This is a genomic window from Paenibacillus sp. JJ-223, assembly GCF_927798175.1.
Classification (GTDB): Bacteria; Bacillota; Bacilli; order Paenibacillales; family Paenibacillaceae; genus Paenibacillus; species Paenibacillus hubeiensis.
Window position 1 is genome coordinate 48,496 of the sequence record NZ_CAKMMP010000013.1, and the last position, 16,243, is coordinate 64,738.

17 protein-coding genes are annotated in these 16,243 nt (G+C 49.9%); all 17 read left to right on the forward strand.

Translation table 11 applies throughout. From position 1 onward, the window contains the following. Positions 1 to 286 precede the first annotated feature (286 nt). The 17 genes from L6H98_RS21485 (at position 287) to L6H98_RS21565 (ending at position 16,231) form a co-directional block, all read left to right on the forward strand. A complete protein-coding gene (locus tag L6H98_RS21485) occupies positions 287 to 1,174 on the forward strand; it encodes a phage terminase small subunit-related protein (RefSeq protein ID WP_236418871.1) in 888 nt (295 codons plus the stop codon). Continuing rightward, complete coding sequence (locus L6H98_RS21490; protein WP_236418877.1) at positions 1,168 to 2,859, forward strand: DNA packaging protein; 1,692 nt, start codon at positions 1,168 to 1,170, stop codon at positions 2,857 to 2,859. Before L6H98_RS21485 ends, L6H98_RS21490 begins: the two co-directional genes overlap by 7 nt. Then, a complete protein-coding gene (locus L6H98_RS21495) occupies positions 2,847 to 4,337 on the forward strand; it encodes a phage portal protein (protein WP_236418896.1) in 1,491 nt (496 codons plus the stop codon). Before L6H98_RS21490 ends, L6H98_RS21495 begins: the two co-directional genes overlap by 13 nt. Beyond that, complete coding sequence (locus tag L6H98_RS21500) at positions 4,330 to 5,160, forward strand: phage minor head protein (RefSeq protein WP_236418899.1); 831 nt, start codon at positions 4,330 to 4,332, stop codon at positions 5,158 to 5,160. The genes L6H98_RS21495 and L6H98_RS21500 overlap by 8 nt, the downstream gene beginning before the upstream one ends. Before the next feature lie 95 nt (positions 5,161 to 5,255). Continuing rightward, positions 5,256 to 6,533, forward strand: a complete 1,278-nt coding sequence (locus tag L6H98_RS21505; RefSeq protein WP_236418913.1) for an XkdF-like putative serine protease domain-containing protein — start codon at positions 5,256 to 5,258, stop codon at positions 6,531 to 6,533. Positions 6,534 to 6,562: 29 nt separating this feature from the next. After that, entirely contained in the window at positions 6,563 to 7,495 is a 933-nt protein-coding gene (locus L6H98_RS21510) for a phage major capsid protein (protein ID WP_236418926.1), read from the forward strand. Beyond that, on the forward strand, positions 7,495 to 7,824 hold the full coding sequence (locus L6H98_RS21515; protein ID WP_236418947.1) for a Rho termination factor N-terminal domain-containing protein: 330 nt from the start codon (positions 7,495 to 7,497) through the stop codon (positions 7,822 to 7,824). The genes L6H98_RS21510 and L6H98_RS21515 overlap by 1 nt, the downstream gene beginning before the upstream one ends. Then, on the forward strand, positions 7,802 to 8,188 hold the full coding sequence (locus L6H98_RS21520; protein WP_236418950.1) for a hypothetical protein: 387 nt from the start codon (positions 7,802 to 7,804) through the stop codon (positions 8,186 to 8,188). The genes L6H98_RS21515 and L6H98_RS21520 overlap by 23 nt, the downstream gene beginning before the upstream one ends. Further along, positions 8,185 to 8,508: a hypothetical protein gene (locus L6H98_RS21525; protein WP_236418954.1), complete on the forward strand. Its 324-nt coding sequence runs from the start codon at positions 8,185 to 8,187 to the stop codon at positions 8,506 to 8,508. The genes L6H98_RS21520 and L6H98_RS21525 overlap by 4 nt, the downstream gene beginning before the upstream one ends. A 97-nt stretch (positions 8,509 to 8,605) precedes the next feature. Next, positions 8,606 to 9,022, forward strand: coding sequence for an HK97 gp10 family phage protein (locus L6H98_RS21530; RefSeq protein WP_356723890.1), 417 nt, complete (start codon positions 8,606 to 8,608; stop codon positions 9,020 to 9,022). After that, positions 9,022 to 9,489 (forward strand): hypothetical protein, encoded by a 468-nt coding sequence (locus L6H98_RS21535; protein WP_236418976.1) that lies wholly within the window; start codon positions 9,022 to 9,024, stop codon positions 9,487 to 9,489. Before L6H98_RS21530 ends, L6H98_RS21535 begins: the two co-directional genes overlap by 1 nt. Then, complete coding sequence (locus L6H98_RS21540) at positions 9,486 to 9,734, forward strand: hypothetical protein (RefSeq protein WP_236418981.1); 249 nt, start codon at positions 9,486 to 9,488, stop codon at positions 9,732 to 9,734. Before L6H98_RS21535 ends, L6H98_RS21540 begins: the two co-directional genes overlap by 4 nt. Then, on the forward strand, positions 9,715 to 11,067 hold the full coding sequence (locus L6H98_RS21545; RefSeq protein ID WP_236418984.1) for a phage tail sheath subtilisin-like domain-containing protein: 1,353 nt from the start codon (positions 9,715 to 9,717) through the stop codon (positions 11,065 to 11,067). The genes L6H98_RS21540 and L6H98_RS21545 overlap by 20 nt, the downstream gene beginning before the upstream one ends. A 3-nt stretch (positions 11,068 to 11,070) precedes the next feature. Further along, positions 11,071 to 11,514, forward strand: a complete 444-nt coding sequence (locus L6H98_RS21550) for a phage tail tube protein (protein ID WP_236418987.1) — start codon at positions 11,071 to 11,073, stop codon at positions 11,512 to 11,514. A gap of 59 nt (positions 11,515 to 11,573) precedes the next feature. Continuing rightward, positions 11,574 to 11,984, forward strand: coding sequence for a hypothetical protein (locus tag L6H98_RS21555; RefSeq protein ID WP_236418990.1), 411 nt, complete (start codon positions 11,574 to 11,576; stop codon positions 11,982 to 11,984). 158 nt (positions 11,985 to 12,142) lie between these two features. Beyond that, positions 12,143 to 15,568 carry a tail tape measure protein gene (locus tag L6H98_RS21560; protein ID WP_236419007.1) on the forward strand — a complete coding sequence of 1,142 codons (3,426 nt, stop codon included), beginning with the start codon at positions 12,143 to 12,145 and terminating at the stop codon, positions 15,566 to 15,568. 3 nt (positions 15,569 to 15,571) lie between these two features. Further along, on the forward strand, positions 15,572 to 16,231 hold the full coding sequence (locus tag L6H98_RS21565; protein ID WP_236419020.1) for a hypothetical protein: 660 nt from the start codon (positions 15,572 to 15,574) through the stop codon (positions 16,229 to 16,231). The last annotated feature ends 12 nt before the right edge of the window (positions 16,232 to 16,243 follow it).

Here is a 16,243-nt window from a genome sequence, read left to right on the forward strand (position 1 = left end):
ATCGCGAATTTCACACAAGCAGGCATCACGAGCCAGAGCCTACAGGAACTAGTTGGATGTCACAAAGGACATATGTTGAAGGAACGGCTTGAAGGCCTTTCTTCTAACCACTCGAATGCATTGGCTGAGATTACGCAGAAGCAGCAGGCGAAGGGGAAGGAGCTGTATTGCTTCGAAGTCCCCCGTAATCGAGTATAGGTTCTAGTCAAAGGGGATTGAACATAAAAGGGACAGACGGGTCTATTTAGGACTCGTCTTTTCTTGTTGGGGGTGGTGATGGTGTAGCATGGCCAGAGAACGTAGTCCCGAGCGGGACAAGGCAAAAAAGATGTGGTTGCAGAGCGGCGGGACGATGAAGCTAAAAGACATCGCCGCCGCTCTTTTCATTCCTGAATCTCGGGTCCGAAAATGGAAGTCCATAGATAAGTGGGAAGATGAATTGAATGGGAGCGCTGATGGTACTTCCAAAGGGAACGCTCCAAATGGAACGAATGGGAGCGTTCCAAAATCAAGGGGAGCGCCGAAAGGGAATAAGAACGCCGTCGGCAACAAAGGCGGTGCGCCTCCTGGCAACAAAAACGCCTTGGGGAATAGCGGCGGCAATGGCGGTCCATACCGCAACAAGAAGGCCCTTAAGCATGGAGGGTATGAAACCATCTTTGCGGATACCCTCGAGGCTGAGGAATTGGAATTGCTGGATCAGATCGATACATCGCCAATGGCCCAGCTTGAGGAACAACTTCGGCTGTTGACCCTGCAGGAGATCCGGCACATGAAACGGGTCAAGATGTTGGAAGCCGGGCTGAGTGATGAGGAACGCAAGATCAAGGAAGAACTCACTCAGCGCAAGGATATGGTGCCATACACCAGCCCTAAGAGCGGGAAGCAGATTCAGGTTCCGGTCCTTACAGAGGGCATGAAGGTCACGGAGATCACGACCGTTATTTCCTCGAAGTTGGACAAAATCTTGAAGCAAGAGGAATGGTTGATCCGGACGCGTGATAAGAAAATCCGCGTGATTAACCTGATTGCCAGCTTGCAACAAGAGGAAGAGAAACTGAAAATCGCTCGTGAACGTTTGGAGTTGGACAAATTTAAGGCTTTAGGCCACGGCGGTACTGAGGGAGAGGGTGAAGGCGATGAAGACGACGATGGAGATGATCTAGATTGGTAATTGCACTTGCTAAGGAACACCGCCGCCGGATTAAGCGCAAGCTGCAACAGCGGCCTGAAAAGTTGGCGGAGCTGAAGGAGATCCTTTCTGACTTCGAACGGTTTTGTTTCTCTATGCTCAAGATCAAGGACAAATCCGGGGCCATGGTTCGGTTGATCCTCAATGATGCCCAGCGGCGTTATGCTGCGAAGGTGTTTGAAGACATTGCGGCAGGAAAGCCCGTCCGGATTATTATCCTGAAAGCTAGGCAGATGGGGTTCTCTACGGTGACGGAAGCCCTGATCTATTATTTCACGTCGCTGCAGGAAGCCAAGAATGCATTCATTGTCGCTCAATCCTCCGATGCTTCCAGTAACCTGTTTGATATGTTCCAGCTTTATTACGAGCGGGTGCCGGCCATCATCCAGCCGATGAGTCGGAAGAACAACGCCAAGAAGCTGACCTTTGAGAACCCGGCGATCCGGACGGCAGACCGCCGCAGGAATCCGGGGTTGAAATCAAAGATCACTGTACAGACGGCAGAAAGCCGGGTTCTGGCCCGTTCGGATACGATCCATTACCTGCATGCATCCGAAGTGGCATTCTGGCCAGCCAAGAAGAAGAAACGGCATCTGCTGTCTCTCTTGGCTGCATTGTCCAAGGAAGCGGGAAGCATTGGGATTATCGAATCCACAGCGAATGGCATGGAAGAGTTCAAACAAATATGGGATGCAGCCGTTAAGGGCGAGAATGATTTTTTTCCGCTCTTTTTTGCGTGGTTTGAAATGCCGGACTATCGCAAACCGTTACCGCCTGGCTTCGAGTTGACCGAAGAGGAACAGGAGCTGAAGGCCAAATACGGTTTAGATGATGAACAGCTTCAGTGGCGACGCTATACCATCCGAAATGATTGCGGTGGAGACCCGCGGCAATTCGATCAGGAGTATCCGTCAGAACCTGACGACGCGTTCTTGTTGTCTGGCGAAGGGATCTTCGATAACAAGTTCATCAAGCGATTGCGGGATGCGATCCAGCTTAAAGGCATTCGGCATGAGATTGACTTTGTTAAGGGCAGGGTTTTTCCTTCATCGACCGGAGAACTGATCATCTACCGGCAGCCTGATCAGGGGAAACGGTACATCTTGGCCGCAGATACGGCCAAAGGCACAGAAGATGGAGACTATGATGCTGCTTATGTGATCGATGCCCGGACGGGTGAAATGTGCGCAGCACTTCATGGCAAGTGGGACACCGATTTGTACGGGAAGAAGCTGAACAGGCTCGGGTTGTTTTATAACACGGCATTGCTTGCCGTCGAGAACAACAACACTGGGGAATCCGTGCTCAATACGTTGTACAACACATGCCATTACCCGTTGTTGTTCCTTCACAAGAAGGGCCGCCTTGGTTGGGAAACCAATAAGGCTACCCGCCCTGTAATGATTAGTGATTTCAAAGAGGCCATTCGCGATCAGCTTTACGACATTTATTGTCCTGAGCTGTACGGTGAGTGTATGACGTTCATCGATAAGAACGGCAAGGCCGAGGCCGACAGCGGTTGCCACGATGACCGGATTATGGCTTATTCCATTGCCCTGCAGGTGCGCCAGGTAGCTGATAAGTGGTTCGAGTGGTTCAAGAAAAAACAGCAACAGGAGGATTCTGAGCATGAAGATAACAATGGGGGAGCGGGGTGGTTTGGTTGAGTGAAGGCAATGCGGCATGGGTTCCGTTTGCGAAGGAAGAAGGAAGGCACATTCCGTCCAGTGCCCAGCTGCCCGATGTATTCGACAGCTTATACGATCAGCATGGCCTGTTGCCTTTCGAGTCAGGCAATGACCCTGCTTCATGTAGACAACTTGTTAAAAACAGCAACATCATCCCACAGTGCATTGAGGCTTACAAACGGAATATCGCTGGCCATGGCATTGCGCTGGAGTATTTGCCGGGTGAGAGTGACGATACGGCCAAGGACGAATGGAACCGTGCTGAACGTTTTTTGGAGACGTGCAATCTGGAGGATTCACCAGACGAGATTGTGAGCCAACTAATTGAGGACTTGGAGAGTACCGGGATGGCCAACATAGAGGTGGCCTGGCCAACAGGCAGCGAGTTCCCGACAATCTTCCGAATGAACCCAAAGTATGTTCGTTATACCAAGGAGAGCAAACAGGCAACTATTAAACGAAAACGACGTATCAGTTCAACCAAACAAGTCGAAGAATTTTCACAGGAGATCTATACGCGTCGGTATGCAATGAAGCGGGGGACTTCGGTTGTGTGGTTCCGGCTGTTCGGTACTGAAGGTGAAGGTAACCAAATCATTCCTTTACGCATCGGTAACGATGGAGCATATGGGGAGCCTCGATGGTTCGGGAATACACCTGGTGTTGTGGGTTCCCGGGAAGCTGAGGAACTGAACGTATCTTATTTCTCAAATGGCCGTATGCTCTCCATGATCTTAACGGTCACAAATGGCCGCTTGACGCAACAATCAATGGAGTTACTGAGCAAAGTTAAAGGTTCTCAATCCCAAGGCGGTATCCTTTACCTTGAGGCTAAAGGGCAGGAAACAGGCGGGCCGTTGGACGAAAAGGTCGAAAAGGTATCTATCCAAATGGATAAGCTGAACGACTTGCTTCAACAGGACGCCCTTTTCTTGGAGTACGGGAAGGAAAAGAAGGCGGATATCCTGTCTGCTTTCCGACTGCCGCCGATTCTGGTTGGGCAAAGTTCTGACTACAATCGTGCGACAGCTCAGGCAGCCCTGGCATTCGCAGAGGAGCAAGTATTTGAACCTTATCGCAAGTGGATTATGAACGAGATTTTCAACAAGCGCCTATTCCCGGCCATGGGCATTTTTCGTGTGCGTGCCGTGCTTCGGGGGCCGAACATTATTGATCCGGCAGATCGCAAGGCAATGCTGGACTTTATTGCTGACCGCGGTATTATGCTGGTCCGTGACCTGATTCCGATCGCCGAAGATGTACTTGGTACAACGATCGATGAGGGCAAGTTCAGTCCGGAATACCTTGATACGCCGATCGCACAATTGGCAAGCAGTCAGCCTGCTGTTCTTGATCCTGAAGGCGAGAACGATGCTGACGACCTGCAGGAGCGTGTTACAACCATTGCGAAGCGCCTGCTTCGGAAAGGCTCAGCAGAGGTGGGCGTCCATGTGTGAAGCTTGTTGGGAACTGATCGCCAAAGCGGATGATGATGAATTCCTTGATAGCCTTGAGCTAACATACGTGGAGCGTCAGCTGCTTGAAGAGTTATACAAGCAGGGTGAGGACCGGATCATGGAGATCTTGGAGCTACAAGGGGAAGCTCTTCAGGAGGCAATAGCTGAATTGAGCGAAGAGTCCTTGGGGGATATCGGTGAATTGGGTAAGGTTCTTATTGCCCTCCATACAGTCGACGTGTTTTCCGACCTGTTTGAACAAGCGGTACAGGAAGCCTTTGAACCGTTGTTTCAATTGGCTGGAGAATCCGAACTGATCGAACTTGACGCCGAAAAGGTATGGAGCACTAAGAACAAGGCGGCCAAAGAGTTTGTCAAAGAGATCCGCGACCTGGTACCCGATATGAATCAATCTTCAACGGATACGCTGCTCCGTAGCTTTGAAAAAGCGATCGACGAGGGAAAAACCCCCTCAGAACGTGCTTTACTGGTACAGGAAATCAGCGAACAGGCAGCCGGGGGAGAAGAGGGGCCGTTCAGCATGCAACGGGCACAGCGGATTTCACGGACCATGAGTACGGCAGCGGCCAACGGCGGCAAACTGGAAGGCTGGAAGCAATCCGAAATCGCCAAGGGCAAGAAATGGCGGTCAGCTGCCGGCACGAGGACCCGAAAGTCACACCGTAAGGCCAACGGTCAGGTGGTTGACTTGGATAAGCCATTTAAGGTCGGCAAAAGCAAGTTAATGTACCCCGGTGATCCTGCAGGCGATCCTGAAGAAATCATAAATTGCCGCTGCACGATGCAGTTGGTACTTGATTAAGCGAGGTGAATCGAATATGAGAAGCGTTGGTATGGTGCTGTTGTGGTCATGCCTGTTTGCCATTCAATTATTCCTGAGAGGAGGTGAAGAAAGAAATGCCAAGAGAATTAACAAATGTCGATATCACGCATATCAGCTATGTCGATAAGGGAGCAAACCAAAAAAGGTTTTTCCTCACCAAAAGCGACAAAAAGCCGGATTTTCAGAAACAGGTGCGGCTGATTGCCAAGACGGACGATGCCAAAAAGTTGGTGTATGGTGTGGTGTATGAACCGGACGCCGAAGATTCACATGGTGACATGATGACTGCGGAAGAGATCGAAAAGGCTGTTCACGGATTTATGGCCAACCTCGCGATTGCGAAAGGTGCAGTCATGGATACGCAGCATGATTTCGATCCCGGCGTGGGGGATGTGGTGGAATGCTACATTGCCCCAGTAGATTTTGAAATGGAGGGCGAGACGATCCGTAAGGGATCGTGGGTACTCGTTACCAAAGCAAGCGACGAAATCTGGAAAAGCATCCAGAAGGGTGACATCACCGGATACTCGATGGCAGGGACGGCGGAAGCAATTGAAAAGCAAGACCAGCAGCCTGCGGCCAAGTCGGATGACGAAGCCATGGGCTTTTTTCGTACCATGAAAGCTTACTTTACTGGTGGCGCTAAAATCGCCAAAGGTGCGGTTGCAGACAAATACGAACGCGACCGTCGTCGTCGTGAATTTTGGGCGGCACAGGATGCACTCAATAGTGTCATCTTCAACTGGGACAGCTGGTACAACGAAGATATGGAAAGTGATCCTGAGAAGATCCGTGAAGCCCTTCAGGACTTTGTGACGATTGCTCAGGAAGTTTTGGCCGTGAAGGATATAGCAAAAGAGTTGGGGCAGCCCCCTGAAGCTATTGCCAAGGCTGGCAAGAAAATTTCCAGTGGGAACATGAAGCACATTGATGATGCCATTGCTACGCTGACCGAACTTAAAAATAAGACGGCTCCTGAAGAAGAGCCTGAGGAGGAAGACGATTTGAAACCAGAAGATATTGCAAAAGCCGTACAGGCAGCTGTTGCGCCTATTGCCAAGCAAGTGACGGATCTTACCAACGAGATTACGGAACTGAAGAAGCAGGAAGGCGGCGGCGGCACTGATCCTGACGGTGGAACACAGGATACGGGCAAAGGTGCAGATCCTCAAGCGGATGCCGTGACTGACGCCATTGCTAAGGCGCTTGCCCCGTTGACTGAGCAAATGAATACATTGGCAGCTGACGTGCAAATCGTCAAAAACAGTCGTGGCGGTTCTCAGCAAGGCGGTGCCCAGAACGAGGGAATCCATAAGTCGGATGGTAGCGTAAGCTTCGGCGGTCTGCTGTAGTTCAAATTTGAAGGGAGACTATTAATCACATGAAAACAAACGGACAAGTCATTAAATCGACCACTGTTACAACCATGGACCAAACAGCCCTCAACTATCAGCAAGTGGATGCCTTTTTAACCATGGCGTATGAATCCACCTCTTTCTTGAGAGGTATCCGTACAGTAACCCGTACAAGTTCCAAAGGCACGATTGATAAAATCGGGGTCACAGGCCGGAACCTTCGCGGCAAAGTGGAAAACAACGCGGTAAGCAAAATCACAAGGCCAACATTTCCGCAAGTACCGTATGCTGTCGCTCCTGTTGTTCTGGCATTTGAAATTACGGAAGAATTCATCCGTCAAACGCAACGTGTTCGTAGCCAAAATGCCGAGGATATCATCATGGCAGCTATGACCAAGAACTACGCGGATAACATGCAGGATCTCGGTTTTAACGGGGATACAGCAACACCGAGCACCGATCCGGATTACGACTTCTTGAAAATCAACAACGGATGGTTGAAAAAAGCCAAGACAGAGGGCAACCTCATTGATTGGGACACATTGCCTGCTGAGAAAAAAGTCGGGATCTTCTTCGAACTGGAACGTGCTGTTCCTACGCGGTTGCGTGCTGCTGGTACGTTCAAATTCTTCATGCATCCCAACACCTTCTCCGAACGCCTGCAAAAACTGGCTGAGAAGGATACGAGCGCATCGATCCAGCTGCAAATTTTGGGCGGCGTGAAAAAGATCAACTCCTATGACGTTGAAGAAGTGGCGCACATGCCTGAAGGTGTCGTGATTTTCACGTATCACGACAATTTTGTTTTGGTGAACACCTATGACATGCAGATCCGCAAGACGACGGAGGGTAAAGAAGCCATCTATGAGGACAAACGCTTCTACGCTATTCATTCCGACTATGATTCTATTTTCGAAGAGCCGGGCGCTGTGTCGATCGCGGAAGGGGTGACGTTCTGATGCAGAAAGTGACCTTTAATGGCAAAAACACGTCAGTGACCAAATACGGCCATCGCTTCGAACCGGGCAAAACTTTGCTTGTTTCTTCGGAGGTTGCGGAAAAATTGTCACAGGAGAAGGATTTCACGGTTGAAGAAATTCATTCGGAACCCGCACCGGTAGCTGACGATAATGGGAAAGATGATGGTCCTTCCCTTCAGGAACTGAAGGAGCAAGCCAAGGCGGCAGGCATCAAAGGTTATTCGACGATGAACAAACCCGATTTGATTGAAGCTTTGGCAGCCCAATTGCAAAAGGATGATCCTTATGCTAACGCCCCAACTTCTTAAAACCCGCAGCCGTGTAACGCCCATTCAGGAAGCGGAGCCAGAACAGTTGGAACAATACATCGATGACGCCCAAGTGCGCATTGAATTGTATTTGCCTATGCCGTTTCCTGAAGTCGTCGATCGGCAGCTCATGCTTGCATGGGTGAAGCTGGCCGAAGGGCTGGCTTTGCAGGATAGTGAGGAATACCTGGCTGCTGTCGCGCGGAACTATGCATCTGAGAGTGACGGGGCTTGGACATATACCCGGCAGGCCATCGCTGGCAAGACTACAGGAAACCCGGACGTGGATGCGATCTTGTTCTTGTGGGTTAAGAAACAGCAGGAGGGGCCGGATGATGGCAACATCACGGCCTATTTGCTGTGAATCATCGGTTTAAAACACCGCTTGCTGTTTACCGGGTAGGAAGCAAGCGTGATGGCGACGATCTGTTTAACGATCGTAAGAGCGGGAAAATTGCGGACCTTAAATGTCATGTGATCAAGACGGAGACATCCGATAAATCCGATGCAAAGCCTGTGATGTACATCGTCAAGAAGACGATCGGTGTAACAAAGACGGCCGACGTGCGAATCAGTGACGAGGTTGTGTTGTTTGGCCGTCGTTATCTCGTTATCGATGCGAATCCTCGTCGCTATTGGATGGAGCTGTTGATGACATGTGAGGTGAAAGGCAATGATCGTTAACGACTTTGATGGGTTGGCCAGGCGGTTCCGTCAACTTGTTGACCGAGACATGGATCGAATTCTCAGAAATATTGCAGAAGCCTTGGGAGAAAGTTTGTTGAACCACATCATTGACGAAATCGACAGGCAAGGCCTGATTGATACCGGCTTGATGTGGAACTCATTTACTCGAGGCGGTGACGGCAACGTGTGGGAATGGGACGTTGATCGAAATGCGATTACCTTGGAAGTCGGATCGGATCTCGGGTCCGGTTCAAATGATCAGAATGCATGGGGTTACCCGCGATTGGTTAATGAAGGATACACTATCCATAAGGCTCACTTTGTTCCGGGGTACTGGAACAGCGGTGGGTCTTTTGTGTATGACCGGAATGCACGAGGCGGGTTCATGGCCAAGCCGCGAACCTTCATTGGACGAAAGTATTTCGACATTGCTTTGACTCAATTTGAAGGCGGGATGAATCAACTCATCATACGACGCCTGGACAGGGAAATGGAAAGGGTGTTGGGTTAATGGATGAAGGGTTGAAAGCATGGGCAGAGATTGTTCGGCATGTATACCCGGACCTGGCGATCCTCCGGGACCGGACGCAATGGCTTGCGGGAAACTTTGATACACCATCCGTTTTTATTGAGACGGACCTTGTATCGGATAAGGTTCATACGCCGCGGGCCGACCGGATCGTGGAGGACGTGGGGTTGGTGTTTCACTTTGACAAAGAACGGCTGACGGAGGAAGACGAGGGGGAGCCTATCCCCTTTAATCTGACACCATTTTTCACATTCCTGCGCCAGAAGCGGTATAGTTACGCTTCGAAGAAATTCGGCGCGGCCTTGGTGATGGAACCGCCGCATACCCGACCTGAAAAGGACCGGATTGAGGTCACCTGCAGGTATTCGTATCTTCTGGCAGTGCCGAAGGTTCCGGTACCGAAGATCAATGAATTCCACATCGGTTATGGAAAGGAGCTCAACCCATGAGCACAACACGCAAGGAAAAGCTTGCGGCCGCAGCTCAGCAAGATCTGAATAAGCGGACCAAGAAGGAATGGATTGAGGGTGCATCTGCTTTGAAGCATGAACGCTTTGAGGTTGCGGGCGCCCTTTTTGATTGCAAAGAAGATGTCCTGCTATCCCAACAGGAAGTACAAAGCCGACTGGATGCATTTTTGCGTCCTGGTACGGCCCAAAAGGAGGAAACGTTGAATGTCGATTCAGAGAGTTAGACCTGGTGCCTATATTGACTTGATCGCGTTGGCCAAAGCCAGAGTGGTGCCGGTGACAGGGCGTGTGCTGATTCCGTACCAAGCGGAATGGGGCGCACCTAATTTTGCCGTCGATATGGCCGACACATCCGAACGGTTGAAGGAGAGCGGCCTGCAGGTGGATGAGTTGGAGTTGGCATCCGAAACAGGGGCAACGGTGGTCGGCTATCGGGTCACCAATGGGGCTGAGAAAGCTGCCGCTGTTACCGTGACCGACAGTTACACGATTGAAGCGCGTTACCCAGGTCTTCGCGGAAATGATTTTGAATACATGATCCGGGCCAGCTTGGTCGATGCAAACAAAAAAGAAATCATCGTCCGTGATACCAAGGGTATTTTCGACACGGAGACATTCTTGGTGGCGGACAAGGCCGCTGCGGAGGAAACGTTGAAGAAATCCAATATGGTCCGCTTTAAATCTACGGGTTCGGTAGATCTGGCAGATGTGGCATACACGCCGATTACAGGAGCCGTCTCCGGTACCGCGACGATTACAGCGGCCGAATGGAGCCGAGTTTTTAACCGCGTGGACGGTCTGACCTTCGACGTGTTTTATTTGCCGTCAACGGATGCGGCAGTCCAAGCCGCGGCGAAACAGTGGCTGCTGGATCGGCGCACGAAAGCCCGTAGGATTGCTCAGTTGGTCGTTGCAGGGCTTGCACTGGATGATACCGACATTGAAAAGCACAATGCACGCAGCCGGGCTATGAATGCCCGATACATCGTCAACTGTTCCCTTGCTGGTACTCACATCAATGGCAAAACATACAATTCGGTGCAATGGGGTGCTTGGGTGGCTGGCCTTATGGCTGGTACACCTGCGAATAAGTCCTTTACCGGTGTGAAAGTGCCAATGACTCAGGCTGCCATTGACTGGAGCCACAGCGAAGTTATCAAAGGATTGGCTGAGGGTACACTGATGGCAACGCGGGATGGATATGATTACATCATTGAGTCGGCGGTCAATACGCTGACAACGATGGGTGCAGGTGAACGTGAGGACTTCGGTAAGATTCGGGTATCGATGACAATCGATCAGATTCTGAACGATATCTATTCCACAGCCAAGAAATGGAAGGCAAAACTGGACAACGACAAGGACGGCCGAGGGATGTTTATTGCCGCCGTGCTGGAGTACCTGGCGATCCGCAGGAGTCAGAAGGCCATTGACGAGGGGTACACATTCACGGAAGATCCAAACAATATTAGTGACTTCGATTATGCTTATTTCAAGCTTTATGCTAAACCGCTTGATGCCATCGAAGCATTCTACATCACATGGGAGGTGGCATAGTAGATGGAACGCGAACTTATTGGTCGGAATCTCTCCGTTGAAGACGATAATGGGGATTCCATTCAAACCATCAAAGAAATTGAGGTCACACTGAATCCGGAAACATTAGATATTGTCCGAGCGCGTCGAATGACCAAAACCAAACAAATCGTGGGTTATGAAATCCCGATCAAACTGGTTATGTCCAAGTTGGAATCGCGGTTGCGTTACCGGCTGTTGAATGATTTTAAAGCCGGTAAGACTATGTTCTTGGATCGCATAACCGGGGCACTGGAGGACATGATCACTGGTAATGTTGAGCGAGTCTTGCTTACTGGTATCCACATCCACGGTAATATGGACATCTTAGTTGCTCAGATCGACAGTAACACCGGGATTGACATTACACTGGAAGGTACTGTTACAGATTTCGAATTTGTAGAACAGTTCCCTGATTACATGGCATAGGGGCGCATTAGCGCTCCTTTTCAATTCAACAAAAAAATAAAATCACTGGAGGAATTACAATGAGCGACAAACTACAAAAATATCTTGCGGCCGGTACGGCTGATGCGAAGCCCGAACAAATCGAAGTGGAAGTGGATGGTGAGAAATGGTCCGTTCGTCGATTGACCACGATGGATATTCGTCGTTGTATCGATGCTTCGTTCAATGATGACGGGACTGTAAAAGAAACATTTAACGAGACTGATGCCATGATTGTTCGTGCAACAGAACATGATTTTGATTGGAAAAACGTCGAGCTTTTGAAGGCATACAACTGCGTAAATAAAAACGAGTTGCCGCCACGCATGTTTAACAATCCTGATCATTACACAGTGTTATCCCGAGCTGTCCGGAACTTCCAAGAAACGAAGGAAGCACTGCTCAAAGAAGCAAAAAACTCATCCGGCGAGACGGAGAAGCAAGCTGGGTAGCATCCTTTTGGATCAACCAGAAGCGATTGCCTTCCGAAGTCTTGCCGTATGAAGTGAATAAGAACAGACAGTATCATTTCTGTCTTGCCGCATCGATGCTGGCCGAGGAAGAAATGAAGAAACTTAACAAGAAATAGGCCGGGGAGGGGGTGCAAACTATGGCAATGGCTAGCCGGGTGACGGTTCCATTTGAAGCTAGAGATTTGATATCCGGAGCGGTCCGGGGAATGCGTCAGATGATCCAACGGGCCACGGATGATGTGCGGGAATTCAGACGAATTGCTGGTACCATGGGCGATGATTTGGTTTCCAGTAGCCGTAGGGCGCAGGATGCTGCTGACGATTTGGGGCGCCGAATTCAAGGTGCTGCTGATGACGTGAGAGATTTCAATCGCATTCGTGTCGACGACATCTTCCGTCGTTCTCGTGCCGGAGCTGACGATTTGCTACGATCAGCATCACGGGCAGACAGTGAAATCCGCGGAATAAGTGATGCTCATGTCCGGCTTCGTGCAACTGATGAAATCAGCCCGTTAGTTGATGGGATATCTGCAAAGATATCAAGTCTTGCAGCAGTTGCAGGGGGGATTGTACTCGGTAGTGGGGCATCAGATGCCATGTTCGGTGGGGTTAGTGATTATTACAAAGAAGCCGCTCGACTCGCACCATATTTGTCGGCTCAACAACGATCTGAAGTATTGGCCACCAATGATCAATTGGTTGCCCAAGGTCTCATTTCTGATAGAGCAACAGGTGCGAGTGAGCTATCTACCCTCGTGCCTATGGTCAAAGATAAATCGAAAGTCGCAGAGGCTTTTTCGGCCACAACAAAATTACAAGCCGTCATCCCGGATTCAGGGGCTGAGGAAACGCAACGGGCAGTCACCCAAACAGCTAAAAGCTTCAAAGAATCCTATTCGAAAGCCGCTGACAGCATTGCTTATTCTTATGCAGCAGTAGGAGATCCGCAAAAGGACTTGTTGGATACATTTTGGGAGTATAGCCCCTATTTCTCAAGCGCTGGTACCAGCTCGGCTCAAATGAGTAATTTCCTTTCAAAGACGGTTCAAGAAGGGGCCTTCAATTTCGATAAGCCGGGTGACTTTTTCAAAGAAGTTTTCGGCGTTAAAGCCCTCAACGCTGGTGATATGGAAAGTTACTTTGGTCATCGCGGCGCAGGAAAAGAAGAAGCAAAGCGACAGGCAGCGGCATTTACCACAGACATTAACTCAGGCAATCAGCAACAAGCCCAAGGCGCAATTGCTGCTTTAGTCGCTGACCTAGCAAGTCAGTCACGAAGCGAATTGAAAGAGTCTTTAGTTTTGTTGGGTTCCGGAGCAGGTGAAGATAATGCAGACTCGATCCTGAAAACGTTCGGTGTCGCGTTCGAAAAAGCACCGGACATGACTGGAACAACTGATCGACTGGTTTCCCAACAACAAGCTGCGGATCCGTTAATCGAATTTAATCAAACGCGTGCCCAATTACAAATGCAAATGCAGGATATTGGCGGGAACATCATGCAAGCCTCTTTGCCTGCATTAAAAGAATTTAACACCTTGATCACTGAGAACAAAGACAGCATTGAAGCTTTTGGAGTGGGTGTTGCTAATGCCATAACAAAGGTGACCAGCATTTATCAAGACAATGCTGGCTTAATTAATGGCGCTCTGATCGGTTTGGCTAGCGTGCTCGTAGTTAAAGGGCTAGTTTCCTTTGCACAAGGAGTGAAGCAACTTAATTCCGACCTGGCTGGGGCTGCTGGCTGGGTTGGGCAAAAAGGGAAAAGCATCGTTACGGCTACTGGGCAAGGACTAAAAAATGGATGGGATCGCCTAAGAGGGAAAACGTCAAACCCTGATCCGACTGAAGAAACCCCTGCACAACGATCTGAACGAATCCGTAACCGAATGGGCGGGCGAGGTATCAGACGTGACTTCGATCGGAATAGAGGTTCCCGAGACGATTTAGGCGGCGGGTTGCGTGGCGCATCATCGATGACCATAAATGCCAGAAACGTATATGTTAACGGTTCAGTCTCAGGTGGAGGTGGGAACCGAGGAGATCGTAGGAATGGCAGAAATGGCAGGCGAGGTGGCGGAAGAAATGGAGGCCCGAGCGGTGATCGGAATCGGAACAATCCACCAGACAACCCGAATCCAAACCGGAGGGGATCGAGGGACAATCCTTACCGTGTTCCCCGTCCAACTCCTCCAACTCCGCCTGAACCTGATGTACCGAACGGTGGAAAGTTGGGGAACTTTTTAAAGTCAAACGCTAAAATGCTTAAAGCTGGCGGTATTGTCGGGGCTGCGACATCCTTAGGTTTTGGTGCCTACGAACTATACGAAACAGCTAAAGAAACCGGATGGAAGGAAGCGATATCAACTTCGGGTGGTTCGGTCGCAGGTGGAGCAATTGGGGGTACGCTTGGCGGGATTGTTGGTTCGTTGGCAGGCCCCTTGGGTACTGCTGCTGGAGCATGGATTGGTAACTGGGCAGGCGAAAAGTTGGGCTCGCTTGCTGATTCAAGCGGATTGACCAGGGGAGTAGTCGACGCTGTATCCAATTTGACTGATTCTGTGAAAGGGTGGTTCGGTTTTGGGCCGAAAGAAGAGCCTCAGCGCATCCCGGCTATGCCGGAGCTGCCTAAAGAATCTTTCATTACGACGACCTCATCCACAACTAAGGAAGGTGAACAGAAGATCAAGGAGACGATGGAAAGCGTCGTTTCTAATGTACAGAAAAGCGGTTTGAAGCAAGGTTTGAAAGATGCTATGGACGAGAGCGGCGTCACCCAGGCAGCAAATAAGATCAAAAACAAACTTGTGGAGATGTTTCGCGGCACCGATTCCAAGGATGCCGAGAACAATGTGAAAGCCGTAGGAACAGCGGCAAAAGAAAGCGAGAAGCAAGCGAAGGACTTGGGCGTTTCGTCCAAGAATGCCGCACAAGACATTGTGAGTGGTAATGGCCAGGCTGCATTAAGTTTTAGTGGTGTGAGTTCATCGGCCAAAAGTGCGATCGATCTTACCCGACAACATCTTGAATCGCTCTCTACTGTTTCAAGCAAAGGAAGCACCTGGGGCAGCAACCTGATCAGCATGATGGCTGCAGGGATGCAAAGTAAGTTTCCAACGCTGACCAGTATCGTGTCCAAGGCTGCCGGAGTAATCAAGAATTACCTCGGATTTAGTTCTCCAACCAAAGAGGGACCTGCAAGCAAGTCGGACAAGTGGGCACCCAATTTCATGACGATGTTCAATGATGGCTTGCGGCCGGATTCCGTGAAGCAAAGCATGAGCTTGATCGCTGGGACGATGCGAGACGGCGTGGACGGCATAGAGGGGCCAAGCTTGTCAGGCGGGAATTTTCCGATTCGGACGATCCCGCTGGCGGCTCAGGCATCAACAGGAGCCAAATCCGTGACCATTGGTAATATCCAAATGGATTTTGGTAGTCTGGCCGCCGACATTACGGATTTCCAATCGTTTGCCAAAGCCTTGACGAGCCCTGAAGGTCGAGCGTTAATCCGGGACGTATTCGGAGAGGAATTATACAAAGCATTGGAGACAGGGGGTTAAGTCATGCTGGCTATGTCGCAAGGAGCTATCCGATTAACCTTCCCGATCACTCCGGCCGAGATCCAAATCACAACTGGTAATGAAGTGGATACATTCAACGTCATCACCGGACAAGAGCGGACAGGGAAACCTACTTCCAAACTGAAGAAGGTTTCTTTTTCAACCATCTTGCCGCGTGAATGGCGGGATATTTGGGAAACGGATAAGAAACAAACTGTCACTTACAAGCGGCCAGAAACGACGTGGCAACTGCTTGAAAAATGGAAGCCTAAGCCCGTTGTGTTGAACTTCGAAGAATTGTTTTCTCAGACCATGTTGATCGAGAACATGGAGATTGTTTATAAGGATGGCCAAGGCAATATTCACATGACAATGAGCTTGGTCGAGCATAAGCCAGTAAAGATTATTTCATACAGTAATACGAAGCAGCTCCTGAAGCCTGGCGTGATTATCACCAAAGCCAGCAAAAGCAGGCCAAACACGACCAGCAAGAAGGATAAGAAAGATAAGAAGGACAAAAAGGATAAGACCAAAAAGCAAAAAGCGGCAGAAGATAAAAAGAAAAGTAAGTCGGCTAAAGAATCTTCCGACAATCAAAAAGGAGCGTTTGACTACACTGGGCAGAAAAATAAAATTTCGGCAGCGTTGAACAAAGCTAAGTAAAGGAGAGGGACC

What these genes read in the sequence shown, in the direction of transcription:
- L6H98_RS21540 (WP_236418981.1), top strand. Translation starts at nt 9,486, where the DNA reads ATGAGCACAACACGCAAGGAAAAGCTTGCGGCCGCAGCTCAGCAAGAT.
- L6H98_RS21520 (WP_236418950.1), top strand. Translation starts at nt 7,802, where the DNA reads ATGCTAACGCCCCAACTTCTTAAAACCCGCAGCCGTGTAACGCCCATT.
- L6H98_RS21535 (WP_236418976.1), top strand. Translation starts at nt 9,022, where the DNA reads ATGGATGAAGGGTTGAAAGCATGGGCAGAGATTGTTCGGCATGTATAC.
- L6H98_RS21485 (WP_236418871.1), top strand. Translation starts at nt 287, where the DNA reads ATGGCCAGAGAACGTAGTCCCGAGCGGGACAAGGCAAAAAAGATGTGG.
- L6H98_RS21505 (WP_236418913.1), top strand. Translation starts at nt 5,256, where the DNA reads ATGCCAAGAGAATTAACAAATGTCGATATCACGCATATCAGCTATGTC.
- L6H98_RS21550 (WP_236418987.1), top strand. Translation starts at nt 11,071, where the DNA reads ATGGAACGCGAACTTATTGGTCGGAATCTCTCCGTTGAAGACGATAAT.
- L6H98_RS21510 (WP_236418926.1), top strand. Translation starts at nt 6,563, where the DNA reads ATGAAAACAAACGGACAAGTCATTAAATCGACCACTGTTACAACCATG.
- L6H98_RS21565 (WP_236419020.1), top strand. Translation starts at nt 15,572, where the DNA reads ATGCTGGCTATGTCGCAAGGAGCTATCCGATTAACCTTCCCGATCACT.
- L6H98_RS21560 (WP_236419007.1), top strand. Translation starts at nt 12,143, where the DNA reads ATGGCAATGGCTAGCCGGGTGACGGTTCCATTTGAAGCTAGAGATTTG.
- L6H98_RS21500 (WP_236418899.1), top strand. Translation starts at nt 4,330, where the DNA reads ATGTGTGAAGCTTGTTGGGAACTGATCGCCAAAGCGGATGATGATGAA.
- L6H98_RS21555 (WP_236418990.1), top strand. Translation starts at nt 11,574, where the DNA reads ATGAGCGACAAACTACAAAAATATCTTGCGGCCGGTACGGCTGATGCG.
- L6H98_RS21515 (WP_236418947.1), top strand. Translation starts at nt 7,495, where the DNA reads ATGCAGAAAGTGACCTTTAATGGCAAAAACACGTCAGTGACCAAATAC.
- L6H98_RS21545 (WP_236418984.1), top strand. Translation starts at nt 9,715, where the DNA reads ATGTCGATTCAGAGAGTTAGACCTGGTGCCTATATTGACTTGATCGCG.